Source organism: Streptomyces sp. DF42 (assembly GCF_058267695.1).
The window spans coordinates 8,453,557-8,468,952 of sequence record NZ_CM177859.1 but is presented as its reverse complement, the minus strand read 5'-3'; the positions used below and the strand labels follow the sequence as shown (position 1 = coordinate 8,468,952).

General features: G+C 71.7%; 15 protein-coding genes and 1 pseudogene. 6 read left to right on the top strand and 10 right to left on the bottom strand.

Annotated elements, in window-relative coordinates:
* Nucleotides 1-16: 16 nt before the first annotated feature.
* The 3 genes and pseudogenes from ACYUED_RS38930 (at nt 17) to ACYUED_RS38920 (ending at nt 1,281) form a co-directional block, all read left to right on the top strand.
* Nucleotides 17-382, top strand: a complete 366-nt coding sequence (locus ACYUED_RS38930) for a VOC family protein (RefSeq protein ID WP_491289122.1) — start codon at nt 17-19, stop codon at nt 380-382.
* A gap of 71 nt (nt 383-453) precedes the next feature.
* Nucleotides 454-663: pseudogene (locus tag ACYUED_RS38925) on the top strand (helix-turn-helix domain-containing protein); the annotation flags it as partial.
* A gap of 123 nt (nt 664-786) precedes the next feature.
* Nucleotides 787-1,281 carry an NUDIX domain-containing protein gene (locus ACYUED_RS38920; protein ID WP_491294627.1) on the top strand — a complete coding sequence of 165 codons (495 nt, stop codon included), beginning with the start codon at nt 787-789 and terminating at the stop codon, nt 1,279-1,281.
* A 48-nt stretch (nt 1,282-1,329) separates the two neighbouring features.
* Here ACYUED_RS38920 and ACYUED_RS38915 read toward each other — a convergent pair whose 3' ends face one another.
* A complete protein-coding gene (locus tag ACYUED_RS38915) occupies nt 1,330-1,530 on the bottom strand; it encodes a type II toxin-antitoxin system VapB family antitoxin (protein ID WP_491289121.1) in 201 nt (66 codons plus the stop codon).
* Nucleotides 1,531-1,606: 76 nt separating this feature from the next.
* Here ACYUED_RS38915 and ACYUED_RS38910 point away from each other — a divergent pair, with 76 nt between their 5' ends.
* A complete protein-coding gene (locus ACYUED_RS38910; protein WP_491289120.1) occupies nt 1,607-2,341 on the top strand; it encodes an SIR2 family NAD-dependent protein deacylase in 735 nt (244 codons plus the stop codon).
* Between the two features lie 292 nt (nt 2,342-2,633).
* Here ACYUED_RS38910 and ACYUED_RS38905 read toward each other — a convergent pair whose 3' ends face one another.
* The 8 genes from ACYUED_RS38905 to ACYUED_RS38870 all read right to left on the bottom strand — a co-directional run bounded on the left by ACYUED_RS38905 (nt 2,634) and on the right by ACYUED_RS38870 (nt 9,913).
* A complete protein-coding gene (locus tag ACYUED_RS38905; protein ID WP_491289119.1) occupies nt 2,634-3,869 on the bottom strand; it encodes a cytochrome P450 in 1,236 nt (411 codons plus the stop codon).
* Between the two features lie 24 nt (nt 3,870-3,893).
* Nucleotides 3,894-5,318 carry an NAD(P)/FAD-dependent oxidoreductase gene (locus tag ACYUED_RS38900; RefSeq protein WP_491289118.1) on the bottom strand — a complete coding sequence of 475 codons (1,425 nt, stop codon included), beginning with the start codon at nt 5,316-5,318 and terminating at the stop codon, nt 3,894-3,896.
* Nucleotides 5,275-5,499 carry a ferredoxin gene (locus ACYUED_RS38895; protein WP_491294625.1) on the bottom strand — a complete coding sequence of 75 codons (225 nt, stop codon included), beginning with the start codon at nt 5,497-5,499 and terminating at the stop codon, nt 5,275-5,277. Before ACYUED_RS38895 ends, ACYUED_RS38900 begins: the two co-directional genes overlap by 44 nt.
* A 111-nt stretch (nt 5,500-5,610) precedes the next feature.
* Entirely contained in the window at nt 5,611-6,240 is a 630-nt protein-coding gene (locus tag ACYUED_RS38890) for a hypothetical protein (RefSeq protein ID WP_491289117.1), read from the bottom strand.
* 581 nt (nt 6,241-6,821) lie between these two features.
* A complete protein-coding gene (locus tag ACYUED_RS38885) occupies nt 6,822-7,319 on the bottom strand; it encodes a methylated-DNA--[protein]-cysteine S-methyltransferase (RefSeq protein ID WP_491289116.1) in 498 nt (165 codons plus the stop codon).
* 19 nt (nt 7,320-7,338) lie between these two features.
* A complete protein-coding gene (locus tag ACYUED_RS38880; protein ID WP_491289115.1) occupies nt 7,339-8,823 on the bottom strand; it encodes an AlkA N-terminal domain-containing protein in 1,485 nt (494 codons plus the stop codon).
* A gap of 118 nt (nt 8,824-8,941) precedes the next feature.
* A complete protein-coding gene (locus tag ACYUED_RS38875) occupies nt 8,942-9,424 on the bottom strand; it encodes a DUF7144 family membrane protein (RefSeq protein WP_491289114.1) in 483 nt (160 codons plus the stop codon).
* 105 nt (nt 9,425-9,529) lie between these two features.
* On the bottom strand, nt 9,530-9,913 hold the full coding sequence (locus tag ACYUED_RS38870) for a BlaI/MecI/CopY family transcriptional regulator (protein WP_491289113.1): 384 nt from the start codon (nt 9,911-9,913) through the stop codon (nt 9,530-9,532).
* 170 nt (nt 9,914-10,083) lie between these two features.
* On the opposite strand from ACYUED_RS38870, the gene ACYUED_RS38865 reads away from it, so the two are divergent.
* Entirely contained in the window at nt 10,084-10,497 is a 414-nt protein-coding gene (locus ACYUED_RS38865) for a BlaI/MecI/CopY family transcriptional regulator (protein ID WP_491289112.1), read from the top strand.
* Nucleotides 10,494-11,447 (top strand): M56 family metallopeptidase, encoded by a 954-nt coding sequence (locus ACYUED_RS38860; protein ID WP_491289111.1) that lies wholly within the window; start codon nt 10,494-10,496, stop codon nt 11,445-11,447. The genes ACYUED_RS38865 and ACYUED_RS38860 overlap by 4 nt, the downstream gene beginning before the upstream one ends.
* Before the next feature lie 5 nt (nt 11,448-11,452).
* Here the strand turns inward: ACYUED_RS38860 and ACYUED_RS38855 are convergent, their stop codons facing one another.
* Nucleotides 11,453-15,337, bottom strand: a complete 3,885-nt coding sequence (locus ACYUED_RS38855; RefSeq protein ID WP_491289110.1) for a glycoside hydrolase family 2 TIM barrel-domain containing protein — start codon at nt 15,335-15,337, stop codon at nt 11,453-11,455.
* Nucleotides 15,338-15,396 lie beyond the last annotated feature (59 nt).

The window sequence follows — 15,396 nt, the reverse complement described above, 5'->3', positions numbered from 1 at the left end:
GTGAGAAGGAACAACCATGACCACATCCGTCGTGTCCATCGTCTACGTGAACGACGCTCCCGCCGCAGCTCGTTTCTACGGCGACCTCCTCGGCATGAGCCCCTCTTTCGAGACTTCGGGATACATCACCTTCGACCTCGGGCCAGGCGCTGACCTCGGTCTGTGGTCTGGCCAGTTCGAGCATCTGTCACCGGACGTCCCGCGCACCGGTGAGGTCTGCCTGGCCATCGACGGTGGACCCGACGAGCTCAACGCGACCTTTGAGCAGTGGAAGTCCAACGGGGTCACGATCCTGCGCGAGCCTCATGATGCGGGGTTCGGGCTGACCTTCCTCGCAGCCGATCCTGACGGGAACCGTATCCGCGTCGCACCGCAGGACTGAAAGGCCGCAATGCGGCAGGCGCGCACGACAGGTGTCGCGCCTGCCGTCGCCCGACTTCGAGAGGACGACGAGTGCCCCACGCGAATGCGCCCCTGAGCGTCGAGGGCCGTAGGCGGCACGTGAAGCGGTGCCGGACACGTCCCATCGCCCACGTCGCCGCTGAGATGGGTACCTCTCGCGCATGCGCCGGCAAGTGGGTAAATCGCCGGCAGCTACACGGTGATACGGGATTGCAAGACCGGCCGTCGAGTCCGCACCGGAGTCCGAACGCGACTCCAGCATTGTGCTGCCGCCGGAAAGGCGCCAGCAGCACGCCTCCGCGAGAGCGTCACCAACGTCGAGCCCTCATACAGCCAACGGCCCGAGCCGGCGGAGCGTCCGTGCAGGCTGGTTACCCTTCCTGGATGACCACCACTCCAGACTTCGCCACGTACATCGCCGGCCTCCCCCGCATCCTCGCCGGGGCCGCCGCCCTCTTCCGCGACGCCGAGGGCCGGGTGCTGCTCGTCGAGCCCAACTACCGTGAGGGCTGGGCCCTTCCGGGCGGCACGATCGAGTCCGACGACGGCGAGACCCCGCGCCAGGGTGCGCGTCGCGAGACCCTGGAGGAGATCGGGCTCGACCGTGAACTGGGCCGGCTGCTCGCGGTGGACTGGGTGTACAAGCCGAGCTGGCCGCCGCTCGTGGCGTATCTGTACGACGGCGGAGTGCTGAGCGAGGACGACCTCAAGGCGATCCGACTCCAGGAGGAGGAACTGCTCTCCTGGCGCCTCGTCCCCCGCGAGGAACTCGCCGACCACCTGCTGGGCACGCTCGGCCTGCGGGTTCTGGTCGCGCTGGACGTCCTGGCGGAGGGCTCGGGTACGGCCGAGTTGGAGAACGGTCAGCGGGTGGCCTGACAGGGCGCGGACTCACGCCAATCAACCCACTCAACCCTCTCCGCACACTCAGCCCTCGGGGTCGCGGGGTTTGACGTCCACGTCGCGCAGCGCGTCGTCCCGTGCGGCGACCCGCGCCTCGGTGCGGTGGCCGCGCTCGATGTAGTCACGGACGACGAGCTCGATGGCGTCCTGGGGGTTGCCGACACCCGCGAGGACCATCGCTTCCACGACGAGTTCGGCATCGAGCGAGACGGTGACCTTGGCCATGGCCGGACGCTAGCACCCGAAGGCGCGCACGAATATCCATTCGCCCGGCTCGCACCGCCGTCCTACCCTCGGCGCCATGACCAAGCCCCTTGTCGCGCTCCTCAGTGGGGCGGGTATCTCGACCGACTCCGGCATCCCCGACTACCGCGGTCCCAAGGGGCTCTGGCGCGAGGATCCCGAGGCCGAGAAGCTGGTGACGTACGAGTACTACATGGGCGATCGGGAGATCCGGCGCCGCTCGTGGCAGATGCGCCTCAAGAGTCACGCGCTCAACGCCGAGCCGAACGCCGCGCACCGGGCCGTGGCCGAGTTGGAGACGTCCGGGGTGCCTGTACGGGTGATCACGCAGAACGTGGACGGGCTGCAACAGCTCGCCGGGATGCCCGCCCGCAAGGTGCTCGAACTGCACGGCTCCGCGCGGAGTTTCGTGTGTACCGGGTGTCCTGCGCGGGGGTCCATGCAGGACGCGCTCGCGCGGGTCGAGGCCGGAGAGGCGGATCCGCCGTGCCGGGAGTGCGGGGGGATCCTCAAGCCGGCGACCGTGATGTTCGGCGAACGGCTCGATCCGACGGTGCTCGGTGAGGCGCTCGCCATCAGCAAGGCGTGCCAGGTGTTCATCGCCGTCGGCAGCAGCCTGCAGGTACAGCCCGCCGCCGGGCTGGCCGGCGTCGCCGCCGACCACGGAGCCCGGCTGATCGTCGTCAACGCCGAGGAGACGCCGTACGACGAACTCGCCGACGAAGTCATCCGCGAGCCCATCGGCACCACGCTGCCGAAGCTGCTGCGCCAACTCGGCACGGCGCACCCCTAGAGGGCCTGTCCGACGGATCAGGTCGGCGGCGGGAGGCGGTGATGCCCGGCCGCCCTGAGCGGGGCAGTGGGGTGGTTTCCGGCTTCGAGCGAAGCCGAGCATGAGGGAGCCTGCAGCTGCGAGGCGGGGGAACCGTGTCGGTAAGGGGCTGCCGCGGTGGGCGACGCGCAGTGTCGGCGACCGCGGCAACGCCGCTGGGGGTCCCCCCTTGCCCTCAGGGCAGTGGGGAAGTGCGTGCCAGGGCCCGCGACGCCGAGCTGATCCGCCGGACACGGACAGGCTCTAAGGGGCTCTAAGGGCGGATCCCGTCGCAAGAGATGTGCAGCTGCCGCGGCCCGCGCAGCACGGCGTTCTGCCGGTACGGGGGCGGGTCCTCCAGCAGACGTGGGTTTTCCAGCCTCCGGGCCAGTTCCGACAGGGCGAGCTGGGTCTCCAGCCGGGCGAGTGGTGCGCCGAAGCAGCTGTGGATGCCGCTGCCCAGGCCGAGGTGCTGGATGTCCCGGCGGTCCGGGTCGAAGCGGTCCGGGTCCTCGAAACGCTGGGGGTCACGGTTGCCGGACGCCAGGACCAGCCAGAGGGAGGCGCCCTTGGGGATGGTGACGCCGTGGAGCTCGATGTCGGCCAGGGTGGTGCGCTGTGGCACCAGTTGCACCGGTGGCTCGAAGCGCAGCAGTTCCTCGACGAGGGGCACCGCCAGCCGCGGATCCTCGCGCAGCCGCTGCAGGACGTCGGGATGGCGCAGCAGGGTCAGCATTCCGTTGGTGATGAGATTGACGGTGGTCTCGTGCCCCGCGATCAGCAGAAGTGCGGCGGTGCTGAGCAGTTCCATCGTGGTCATCGGGCCGTCCTCGCCCTTGGCCGTGGCCAGTTGGGAGAGCATGTCGTCGCCGGGATTCTTGCGGCGTTCCTCGATCAGGCCGGCCAGGTACATGCCCAACTCCATCCGGGCGTCGTGGGAGCCCTTGCCCCGCTCGGTGGGATCCGCGTCCGGGTCGGGGTCCAGGCTCGCTGCGAGGGTGTCCGCCCAGGTGTGGAAGCGCGCCTCGTCCTCGCGTGGCACCCCGAGCAGCCGGCAGATCACCGTTACCGGGAAGGGGTACGAGAACTGCTCCACGAGGTCGATCCGGCTCGGGTCGCCGATGCCGTCGATGAGGCCGGAGACGATGTCGTGGAGCTCTCCGCGCATCCCGTCGACCCGGCGAGGGGAGTGCGGCGGGCCGAAGGGCCGGTTCGTCATACGGCGCAGCCGGTCGTGTTCCGGTGGGTCGAGCCGCAGGAACCCGGGCGGCAGCGCGCTCTCCTCCCTGGCCGGCTCGGCCAGCGGGTCGCGGGCGGTCGAGGCCAGATTGCGGGCGTCGGAGCTGATCCGGGGATCGTGCAGGAGGCTGCGGATCTCGTAGTAGGTGCTGATGACGTACGGTCCGCCGTCCTCGTGGTGTACCGGCGTCTTCCGCAGCTGTTCGTAGATCGGGTACGGGTTGGCGCGGTTGGCGTAGTCCAGGATCTGGTGCAGCAAGGATTGCGTCATGGCGAGTCCTCGTGGCCGAACGGGTCAGTGCGCGGGGGTGAACGTCATCCGGCGGTCGGCCGGCGAGTATCCGCCGACGGTCACGGTGGGACCGTGGGTGGGGACCGAAGGGTCGGGGAAGTCGGCGTCGACCGGCTGCTGTCCGTCCGAGCGCCGGTCGACCGTGGGGAACGGCGGCGGGAACGGCGCGGTGGTCTCGATCAGCTCCTGGTAGAACGGCAGCCAGCGGCCATGGTCGAAGGAGACCGCGCCGATGACGCGCCCCTGGTACCCGTAGACGCCGATGAACCGGTGGCTGTCGAGTGCGCCCTGCGAGATGGTGATCTCCGTCCCCAGCGACGGCACCCCGACCGACTTGATGTTGACTCCGAACTGCGAGGACCAGAAGGCCGGCACCTCCATGTGGGGGATGCGCTCGGTGCTCTCGCTGATCATGTTGTGCGCCGCGATCCGGGCCTGGGAGACGGCGTTGCCCCAGTGCTCCAGAGACAGGAACTGATAGCCGAACAGGGGGTGCGGGCAGCGTGCGACGTCGCCCGCCGCATAGATGTCGTCGGTGACGATTCCGCGGATGTCGAAGGCGCGGCAGCCGGCGTCGCAGGCGATGCCGCGGGGGCCTGCCCCGAGGCCGGATCCGGCGAGCCATTCGGTGTTGCGGGTGGCGCCCAGCGAGACGATCACCACGTCGGTCTCCACGGTGGAGCCGTCGGACAGATGCGCGGCGCGTACCCGTCCCGAGGCGTCGCCCTCCAGAGCGGTCACCATGACCCCGCACCGCAGGTCCACGCCGTGTTCGCGCTGCATCTGGGCGGCGACCGCGCCGACCACCCCGCCGAGAGCGCCGACCAGGGGCGCCGCGCCGCGCTCGGCGACGGTGACGGGAAGGCCGCGTTCGCGGCAGGCGGAGGCGATCTCCGAGCCGGTGAACCCCGCCCCGATGACGAGGACCCGCTTGGGTCCCGCGTCGAGCCGCCGCGCGAGCGCGGCACCTTCGTCGCGGCCGCGCAGCACGAAGACGCCGTCGAGTTCCGCCTCGGCCGCGCGCGGCCACGGTCGCGCCCGCACCCCCGTGGCGATCAGCAGCCGGTCGTACGGCACCTCGTCGCCGTCGGCCAGCCGCACCCGCCTGGCGGCCATGTCCAGGCCGGTGGCCGGAACGCCGAGCCGCCAGGTCGCGTCGACGGATCGGAGCCTGGGCAGCGCGGTGCGGTCGGCGCTCGCCCTGCCCAGCAGCACCTGCTTGGAGAGCGGGGGCCGGTCGTACGGTTCGTGGGGCTCGTCGCCGATCATGGTCAGGGAGCCCGCGAAGCCCTCGTCCCGGAGGGTTTCGGCAGCGCGCAGCCCGGCCAGCGAGGCGCCTACGACGACGATGCGGCCCTCGCGTCTGAGCCGTCCCAGGGATCCGTCACCGAGCACCGGACACCGCCTCGGCAGGTACGTCCACGGCATCGACGAGGATGGCCTGGACCGGGCAGGCCGCGACGGCCTGGGCCAGCTTCGCGCGCTGTGCCTCGTCGGCCTCCGGGTCGTACAGCAGCGCCTCCTCGCCGTGCATGGCGAAGATCTCGGGCGCGAGGAACGCGCACTGCGCATACCCCTGGCAGCGGTTCAGGTCGACGGCAATCCTCACCACGGGATCGGTCCTCTCCAACGGCCCGGTCAGCCCCCTGCGACCACCTTCGGTGGCCGGACGGGATGCGGCGACGAGAAGCAGACCGTTCGGGTGAGCGGTGCGGTCGGCTCATGTCGATGTGGCGGGCCGTGGCCGGGCGGGACGAGGGCCCCACAGGATGTTCAGGCTGAGGAGCAACGCCCAGGCCGGGAAGACCAGTTCGGACCAGGGCACACTCGCTCCCACCATGAGCAGCGTGAGGCCCGCCAGATAGCCGAGGGCGACGAGCGGGCGCGGGAGGGTGCCGCGTCGGCGGCCGATGGTCGAAGTCGTGATGATGAACACCGCCGCCATCCGCATCGCGTACGTGGTCAGCAGGGCGTAGGCGAAGTGCCGGCCGAAGGGAGGGTGCTGCTGACTCTCGGCGAGCACGGTTCCGGCCGCCGCGGCAGCGCCGAACAGGGTGGCGACGAAGACCAGGCCGCTGCCCAGGAACACGGTGGCGAAGAACCGGTCCTCGCCCTCGCCTGCCTGCTCCCGCAAGGCACCCATGAACCAGAGGAAGGCGATCCCTGCGAACGGGAGCAGCGCCAGCGCCGTCCGCACGGCGCTGCGCTGTCCGGCATCGACGGTTGCGTCGCCGCTGCTGGGCAGTGCGATGCGCATCAGGACGATCGCCGCTGCCATCAGCACCGCGAACACCACGCCGGCCACCCCGGCCGCCCAGAGTGTCGCGAGGTGCTCGTGCTTTCGCTCCATGGTCTCCCGCTTTCCGCCTGGTCCTCCTTGGTACAGAGACCAGCGATACGGGGACTCGCGCCACCGGGGTCACTCGGGAGGAAGACCGCGGTGCGCCATACGGGCCATGGTCGCTGGTCGGATCGGGCCGCCACCGAGGTGTTCATCGCCGTCGGCGGCAGCCGCAGCCCGCCGCCGCGCTCGCCGACGTCGCCGACCACGGGGCCCGGCTCGTCATCGTCGACGCCGAGGAGGCGCCGTACGACGAACAGGCCGGGGAGGTCGTCCGCGAGCCCATCGGGACGGCGCTGCCCGCGCTGCTGCGCGCGCTCGGCAGCTGGTGCCGCGTCAGCCAAGGTTCGCCCCGTCGCGAAGCCCGGCACGCGCCCCCGGCCTCCAACCGGCTCCGCCCGGCACGGGCGCGGGACCGCTTCGCCGCACCGGCCGAAAGCCCGAGTACGTCCCGTACGAGGACTTCCGGCCGGCACTTCCCCAGCCTCCGGCCGGTGGGGACCCCAGAGCACGCTTCCCGCTCTCGGCTTCGCCCGAGCGGGGCCCCCACGACGCTGCTCCTTGACGGGCAGACCTTGACTGACGCGGCATCAGAACAGGGCCGCGCCGCTCTCGAAGTCCAGCAGGCGCTGCTTGCGGTCCAGGCCGCCGCCGTAGCCGGTGAGGCTGCCGCCTGCGCCGATGACGCGGTGGCAGGGGACGATGATGCCGATCGGGTTCTTGCCGTTGGCGAGGCCGACGGCGCGGGAGGCGGACGGATTGCCGAGGGCTTCGGCGAGTTCGCCGTAGGAGCGGGTCTCGCCGTAGGGGATGCGCCGGAGCTGGTCCCAGACGGTGCGCTGGAACGGTGTGCCGTTCAGGCGGAGTTCCAGCGTGAAGGCCTTCAACTCACCGGCGAAGTAGGCCTGCAGTTGTTTCTCGATCTCGCCGAAGACCGTGTCGTCGTGTTCGCCGAACGTCTCCTCCGGTGGGCGGTGGCGCTGTCCGGTCATGTAGAGGCCGCTCAGGACGCCGTCGTCCGCCACGAGGGTGAGGGGGCCGTACGGGCTGTCGATCACGGTGTGCTGCTTCGTGGGGCTGGGGCTCATGGTGAACGTCCCTACGTCCTTATACCGGGAGGAGGTTGATCGGGTGGCTGTCGGTAGCCCACAGGTACTGGACCGCGTACGCCCGCCAGGGGCGCCAGGCCGCCGCGCGGGCGGTGAGGGCCGCCGGAGTGGACGGGAGGCCCAACTCCTGTGCCGCGCGGCGGATTCCGAGGTCGGTCGGCAGGAAGGCGTCGGGGTCGCCGAGGGCGCGCATGGCGATGACGTCGACGGTCCAGGGGCCGAAGCCGGGCAGGGCGAGGAGCCGGGTGCGGGTTTCGGGCCAGTCGCTTTCCGGGCCCAAGTGCAGTGTTCCGTCGGCGAGTTGGTGTACGAGAGTGGTGAACGTGGTGCGGCGGGTGCGGGGCATCGCCAGGGACTCGGGGTCGAGTGCGGCGAGTGCCTCGGGGGTGGGGAAGAGGTGGGTGAGGCCGCCGTCCGGGTCGTCCAGGGGGTCGCCGTATGCAGTGACCAGGCGGGACGCGTGCGTTCGGGCGGCCGCCGTGGAGACCTGCTGGCCGAGCACGGCACGTACGGCGAACTCCGCCTCGTCGACCGTGCGCGGTACGCGTCGGCCGGGCGCCTTGTCGACCAGCGGGGCGAGCAGCGGGTCCGTGCGGAGCTGGTCGTCGATGGCGACCGGGTCGGCGTCCAGGTCGAGCATGCGGCGGCAGCGGCTGATGGCGACGGGCAGGTCGCGCAGGTCGCCGAGGACGAGCCGGCAGGCGATGTGGTCGGGCTTGGGGGCCAGGGTCGCGATGCCGTGGCCGTAGGGGAGGCGGAGGGTGCGGCGGTAGGTGCCGTCCCGCCACTCCTCCACGCCGGGCACAGCGGTCGCCGCGAGATGGCCGAAGAGGTTGTCGGGGTTGAGCGGGGTGCGGAAGGGCAGGCGGAGGGCGAGCGCGCCCGGGGTGGCGGCCTGTGTCCTCTTCTTCGGGAGCCGGGCCCGCAGTTCGCTCGGGGCCAGGGCGAAGACCTCAAGCACGGTGTCGTTGAAGGTGCGGATCGAGGAGAAGCCGGCCGCGAAGGCGATCTCCGCCATGGGCAGGGTGGTCGTCTCGATCAACAGGCGCGCTGTCTGGGCGCGCTGGGCGCGGGCCAGCGCCAGGGGGCCGGCGCCGAGTTCGGCGAGGAGCTGGCGTTCGATCTGCCGGGTGCTGTAGCCGAGGCGGGCGGCGAGGCCGGGTACGCCGTCGCGGTCCACGACGCCGTCGGCGATCAGGCGCATCGCCCGGGCCACGAGGTCGGCGCGCCGGTTCCACTCCGGGGAGCCCGGGCTGGTGTCGGGGCGGCATCGCTTGCAGGCCCGGAAGCCTGCCTGCTGACAGGCGGCCGCGCTCGGGTAGAAGGCCATGTTCTCTTGCTTGGGGGGTACGACCGGGCAGCTGGGCCGGCAGTAGATGCGGGTCGTCAGGACCGCCGTGAAGAACCACCCGTCGAAGCGGGCGTCCTTGGACTGGACGGCGCGTACGCAGCGCTCTCGGTCGGTGTGCATCCCGTTCTGCATGTGTCCAGCATCGGCGACGGGCCGGGTGGGGGCTGGCGAGAATCCGACATCAACCTCGCGTGTACTGGAGCGGTCCGGATCACTCGGCCTCACCTCATGACGGGCTGACGCGCCGGGCTCACGCCGCCCCGCGCCCCGCCGTCTCCTGCTGTGCGGCCAGTGACCAGATCACGAACACGTCGATCGCCATCATGACGACGGACCAGAGCGGGGCGTACGGAAGGAACAGGAACTGGGAGATCAGGCTGAGCGAGGCGAGGAGGATGCCGGCGAAACGGGCCCAGGACATGCCCCTGAGCACGCCCCAGCCGGTGACCGCCACCAGGGCGCCCAGGATGACGTGGATCCAGCCCCAGCCGGTGAGGTCGAGCTCGTAGACGTAGTTGCCGATGCGGCCGTAGACGTCGTCGCCGGCGATCGCCGCGATGCCCTGGAGGACGGCGAGGACGCCGCCGCACAGCATCAGCACACCGGCGAACACGGTACCGCCGGTCATCCAGCTGCGGCCCCGGTCCCCAGGAGGGCGCGGGGGGTCCGCGGTCCAGGGTCGGCCGATCTCGCCGTGCGGGTCTCCGGACGGCTGGGCTGCGTGCTGGCTCATGGTCAATGATCCCTTCGGCGGCGCCGCTGTCGGCTGAGTCCGAGCCTTCAAGCAGCGTGGGTGGGGCGCCATCCCGAGTGCGTCGACCGGGTGAGGGCCGCCGGCTCACGCGCCGCTCTCGCCGAGGAGCTCCCGCAGCGCGGCCTCCTGTGCGGGGCTCAGGCCCGTCACGAAATGCCGGAGCGCGGCGATCGGGTCGGGGCCGCGGTCCAGGGCCTTGTGCATGGCCTCGGCGGCCAGCTGGGCCGCGTTCTTCGCGGGGCGGTAGGCGCCGCGCCGGCCGTCGGCGTCCCGCAGGACGAGTCCCTTGTCGTGCAGGCGCCGCAGGATCGTGTGCACGGTGTTGTAGGCGAGACCGCCGCCGAGGCCGGCCTGGATCTCTGCCGGTGTGAGGGGCAGCTCCGTCGCCCACAGCGTGGCGAGGATCTCGCGCTCCAGCTCACCGGGAAGGCGTCGCGTCGCCCTGCCGTGAGGGGTCGTGCCTGCCATGGCCACTACCTTACGGCGCGTAGGGTTCGGCGGTCACCAGGTGGCACCCGTCCCTGCCGCCGACCGTCACGGGCCCTCGCCGGGCGACTACAGTCACGTAGACAGGCTGCCGCGTCACAGCCCGACGACAGCCGAATGGCGAATGGCGAAGAAGAGCCGAGGAGCGTTCCATGCCCGAGGGGCAGAATGACGATCCGGCCGGAGGGCGGACGGACCGTCGGCCGGCCGGTGAGCTGGAGGCGAGCGTGCTGGCCGCGCTGTGGGCCGCGGGCGGATCGCTCACGCCGGGCGCCGTCCAGCGGGAACTCGGCGGCGATCTGGCGCGCACCACCGTCACCACGATCCTCACGCGCCTGCACGCCAAGGGAGCGGTCACCCGCGCGCGCTCGGGCCGCGGCTACGCCTACGCCCCGGCCCAGGACTCCCCCGGCCTGACCGCCCGCCGTATGCATGCCGAACTCGACAAGGACGAGGACCGCACCACCGTTCTCGCCCGTTTCGTCTCCGACCTGAGCCCCGCGGACGAACAACTCCTGCGGACCCTCCTGGAGGGCGGCCCGGGGACGGCGGGAGGGGCGCCGTGATCTACGCCGTGTGGCTCCCGCTGCTGATGCCGTTCCTCGCCGTGCCCGTCGCCCGGCGTGGTGCCGGGCAGCTGTCGCCGCGGTCGGCGGCCTGGGCGCTGACCGCTCTCGCGCTGATCCTCGCCCTGGCCGGTACGGCTTCGCTGGCGCTGCTCGCTCTCGCCGGCGCCCTGCGTCTGCCGTTCGTCGCCCGGATCGGCCACCTCTCCCCGCGGTTGCTGGGCGACGGCTCGCCCGCCATGGTGCCGACCGCGGTCCTGGCCGCCGTCGCACTGGCGGGCCTCGGTGTCCTGGCGCTCGGCCGGACCCGCCGTCACCTGCTCGAACTGCGCGCCGCCCAGCGGCAGTTCCGGGGGGAGGCGAGCGCCGGCGACCTCTGTGTGCGGCAGGACGACCGGCCCGACGCGTACGCCCTGCCCGGGCGGCCGGGCCGCGTCGTGGTGACCACCGGAATGCTGCGCGCCCTCGGCGCACGGGAACGCGAAGTGCTGTTCGCCCACGAACGGGCCCACCTCACCGGCCGCCACCACCTCTTCCTCGCGGCGGCCGAACTCGCCGCGGCGCTGCACCCCGCCCTGCGCGGTCTGCGCGCGCCGGTGTCGTACGCCCTGGAGCGCTGGGCCGACGAGTCCGCCGCGCGCGCGACGGGCGACCGCGCGCTCACCGCCCGCGCCGTCGGCCGCGCCGCCCTCGCGGCCCATGCGACAGGCTCGGCTCCGCGCCCCCGCCTGTCGCTGACGGCCACGGCGGGCCCGGTCCCCCGCCGCGTCACCGCCCTCCTGAGCACGCCCGCACCCCGCTCCCGTCTGCTGCCCCGGGCTCTGGCCTGCCTGCTCCTGTGCTGCGTGGCCCTGTCGGCGACCGCGACCCTGGACGCGGCCACCGACCTGCACACGGGCATCGAGATCGCCCAGGGGGAGCAGGCGCCCGTGCCCGGCGGGGGCCCCTGACCCGGCTACCCGGAGAACTCCGTCGCCGTGGGCCGCCGTGCGGCTGCCGTCGCGCCGGACACGTCGGTGAGCGGGCGCAGCCGGTAGGTGTACGCGTAGTCCCGGTTCGCGAAGAGCTTGTACTCGTCGTGCGTGTGCGCGCCCCAGCTGTTGTCGCCGCCGATGCCCATCTGCCGGTGGTTCAGGCGCAGCACGACCGCCTCACGAGGCGTGAGCTGGTAGTCGTGGCGGGCCCCGACCGAGAGGTCCTCGGGGGTGAGGTGCGAGGCGTTGACCTCCAGGAGCGGTTCGCCGGAGACGAGCAGGCCCTTGCCGCCTCCGTCCGTCAGCGCGACCCAGCGGACGTCCGTCTTGTTGCCGTTCTCCTGCGGCCGCAGATAGGAGGTCCACTGGCCCGAGACGGTGCCGGAGTACAGGCCGACGTCGGTGGCGTCGTTGCGGTCCCAGTGGTTCTCCTCGGGGCCGCGGCCGTAGTAGTGCAGGTGCTCCAGGCGGCCGGGCAGGAAGAGCAGGGTGCCGACCTCGGGGATGTAGGGCAGGGAGGCCGCACCCGGGTGCAGCGTGTTGTCGACCTTGGTCTCACCGTTGCCGAAGACCGTGTACGTGGTGGTGTACGTCGACTCGACCGTCGTCGGCAGCGTGCCGGCGACCTTGATCTCCACGGCCCTGTCGCGCAGGGCACGCACGCCGACGTCGGTCACCCTGCGGCGGGCGCCCGCGTCGCGCCAGGTCTGGTTGCGGGTGTGCTGGCCGTTGCCGCGGTCGTTGTCGGTGGGGGCCCGCCAGAAGTTCGGCGCCGGCCCGGAGGAGATCAGTTCGGCGCCGTCGGCCCGGTACGAGGTGATGAGGCCGGTCTTCTTGTCGACGGTGACCGAGAAGCCCCGGCCCGTGACGGTGACGGACCGCGCGCCGTCCTCGTGGCGGAGTGCCGGGACGCCGTCGAGCGGTACGGGGGTGATCGCGGGGCTGCCGGCGTCGAGGGGGAGCTGGTGGCGGGCCACCTCGTGGCCGGCCTTCGCCCACTTCGTGTTCTCCCTTGTGGTGAAGGAGAGTTGGAGGAAGTACTCGGCACCCGGTGCCGGATCGCGCGGCAGCGTCAACGGCACCGTGATGTCCTTGCTGGACAGGGGCGCCACGTCCAGCTGGGCGCGGCTGAGCCTGCCCCGACGCACCACCTTTCCGTCGCCGACGAGCTCCCACCGTCCGTCGAACTCACGGAGGTTGGTGAACAGGTACTCGTTGGTGAGCGTGACCGCGCCCGGCGAGGAGCCCGAACTGGCCTGGACGGCCTGGTAGATCCGCTTGACCTCGGCCGCCTTGCCGGTGTGCCCGCGGTCGGCGGTGACGATGCCGTCCCCGGAGAAGGCGCCGTCGTTGGGGCTGTCACCCCAGTCGCCCCCGTAGGCGTAGAACGTCTTCTCGCGGGGCCGCTTCTCGGTCAGGCCGACGGTGGCGGCGTCGAACCAGAACCGCACGTCGTCGTCGCCGGGACCCCGGCCGCCGGAGGCGAGTTCGCCGGCGCTCAGTGCGCGGGCGTAGACGCGGGCGGCCCGGATCGTGCCGCTGAACTCACGGGTCGGGTTGTCGACGTCGGTGGCCAGGGACAGGGACGCGGTGTTGTTGTCGGGGCGCCGGGTGGTGGTCCGGGTGGCCCGCACCTCGCCGTCCACGTGGAGGGTCAGGGTGCCCGCGGCCGCGTCGAAGACGCCCGCGACGTGGTGTTCGCGGCCCGTCCAGTCGGCGGGCAGGGCCCAGGTCGCGGTGATCCACCGGCCGCCGCCGTGGATGAAGAACTCCAGGCTCCGGCCCGACTGCTTGAGTGAGTACTGGGTGTCCCCCTTGACGAGGATCGGCTGGTCGTAGCCGGTGGTCCCCGGGGTGATCCAGGCTTCCAGCGTCAGCGACCCGGTGAGGTCGAGGCGCGCGTCGCGGGCGAAGACGGTTCCGCCACAGACACCCTTGTCACGGCTGAAGGTGCCGGCCGGGGCGATGACCTCTCCGGCGAGCGCGGCGGGGCCGGTCTCGGTGAACCGTTTGCGCGTCGGGGTGGGCCAGCTGAGGGCCTGGTCGACGAAGTCCCAGATCCAGCCGCCCTGCAGCACGTCGTGACCGCGGACCACGTCCCAGTACTTCTTGAGGTTGCCGGTGGAGTTACCCATCGAGTGGGCGTACTCGATCATGACGTAGGGCCGGGTGTCGGCGGTGTCCCGCGCACGCTGCTCGACGCGGGAGGGGCTGTCGTACATCTCGGAGCGGATGTCGCTGATCCCGGGGCGGTCGTCGCCCTCGTACTGGATGACGCGGGTGGTGTCGTAGGAGCGGATCCAGTCGTGCATGGCGGTGAAGGTGCTGCCGCCGCCCGCTTCGTTGCCGAGCGACCAGATCACCGCCGAGGCGTGGTTCTTGTCGCGGTGGACCATGTTCTGCGCGCGGGCGACGCACGCTGCGGTCCACTCGGGGTGGTCGCCGGGGTACTGGCCGCGGATGCCGTGGGTCTCGAGGTTGGTCTCGTCCACGAGGTAGAGGCCGTACTCGTCGGCCAGTTCCAGCCACTGCGGGTTGTTGGGATAGTGCGAGGTGCGCACGGTGTTGATGTTCAGCCGCTTGATGATGCCGATGTCCTCGACCAGGTCGGCGCGGGTGAGCGCCGAGCCGTGCACCGGGTGCATCTCGTGGCGGTTGGTGCCCCGAAGGGAGATCGGCTGTCCGTTGATGCGCATCAGCCCGTCCTTGAGCGCGAATTCGCGCAGGCCGACGCGGTGGGAGAGGGTTTCGACCACCTTTCCGGCCGGGTCGCGCAGGCGGAGCACGGCGGTGTAGAGGTACGGATGTTCGGCCGACCACAGGCGCGGAGCGGGCACGGACTTCGCGGCCCGTGCGGTCTTCTCGGCGCCGGCGTCGACAGCGACGGTCTGCTGCAGGGGTCTGGGCCACACGGGGTGCCCGCTCGCGTCGTACAGCTGGGTCTCGACGGAGTACTGGCCGCCGCCCTTGCCGCCGTAGTCCCGCACGCTTGCGGTGACCGACAGTTCGGCCGTCCTGTGGTCGTCGCCCAGCGGGGTGTCGAGGCGGAAGTCGCGCAGGTGCACGGCCGGGGTGGAGTACAGGTAGACCGAGCGGAAGATGCCGCTCAGCCGGATCATGTCCTGGTCCTCCAGCCAGTCGCCGTCGGAGTAGCGGTAGACCTCGACGGCGATCTGGTTGGCGCCCGGCCTGAGGTGCGGGGTGATGTCGTACTCGGCCGGGTCGTAGGAGGACTCGTGGTAGCCGACCAACTCCCCGTTGATCCAGACGTAGTGGGCGGACTTGACCCCCTCGAAGTGGAGGAACGTCCGCCGTCCGGTCCAGTCGCGCGGGACCGTGAAGGTGCGGCGGTACTGGCCCACGGGGTTGTACCGGGTGGGGGCGGCCGGCGGCTGCGCGTCCTCGCCCAGGCCGTTGGGGCCCCACCACGGGTAGGTGATGTTGATGTAGATCGGGCGGTCGTGGCCGTGCAGCTGCCAGGCGGACGGGACCGGGATGCCCTCCCAGGCACTGTCGTCGAGGTCGGTGCGGTGGAAGTCGGTGTCACGGTCGTCGGGCCGGTCGGCGTACGCGAACTTCCAGGTGCCGTCCAGGCTCAGCCGGTACGGCGAGCGCGTGCGGTCGGCGGCCAGGGCCTGCTTGAGGTCCGCGTAGGGCATCAGCGTGCTGTGCGGCGGCTCGGTGCCCAGCTTGAAGACGTCGATGGCGCCGTTCCACTCGGGCGTGCCGCCCGCCGCCGCGCCCGGGCCGGCCGCGCGTGCGGTGGCCGAGGGTGTGGACAGCGCGAGCGCGCCGAGGACCGCGGCGCCTCCTTCGAGGAGACGCCGGCGGCTGACGAGCCGGTCGGCGAGGGACGGGTGCGGCATGATCGTTGCCTTCCTCGGGACGACGGTGCGGGTACGCGTACTGAGGGCGCGTCAGATCT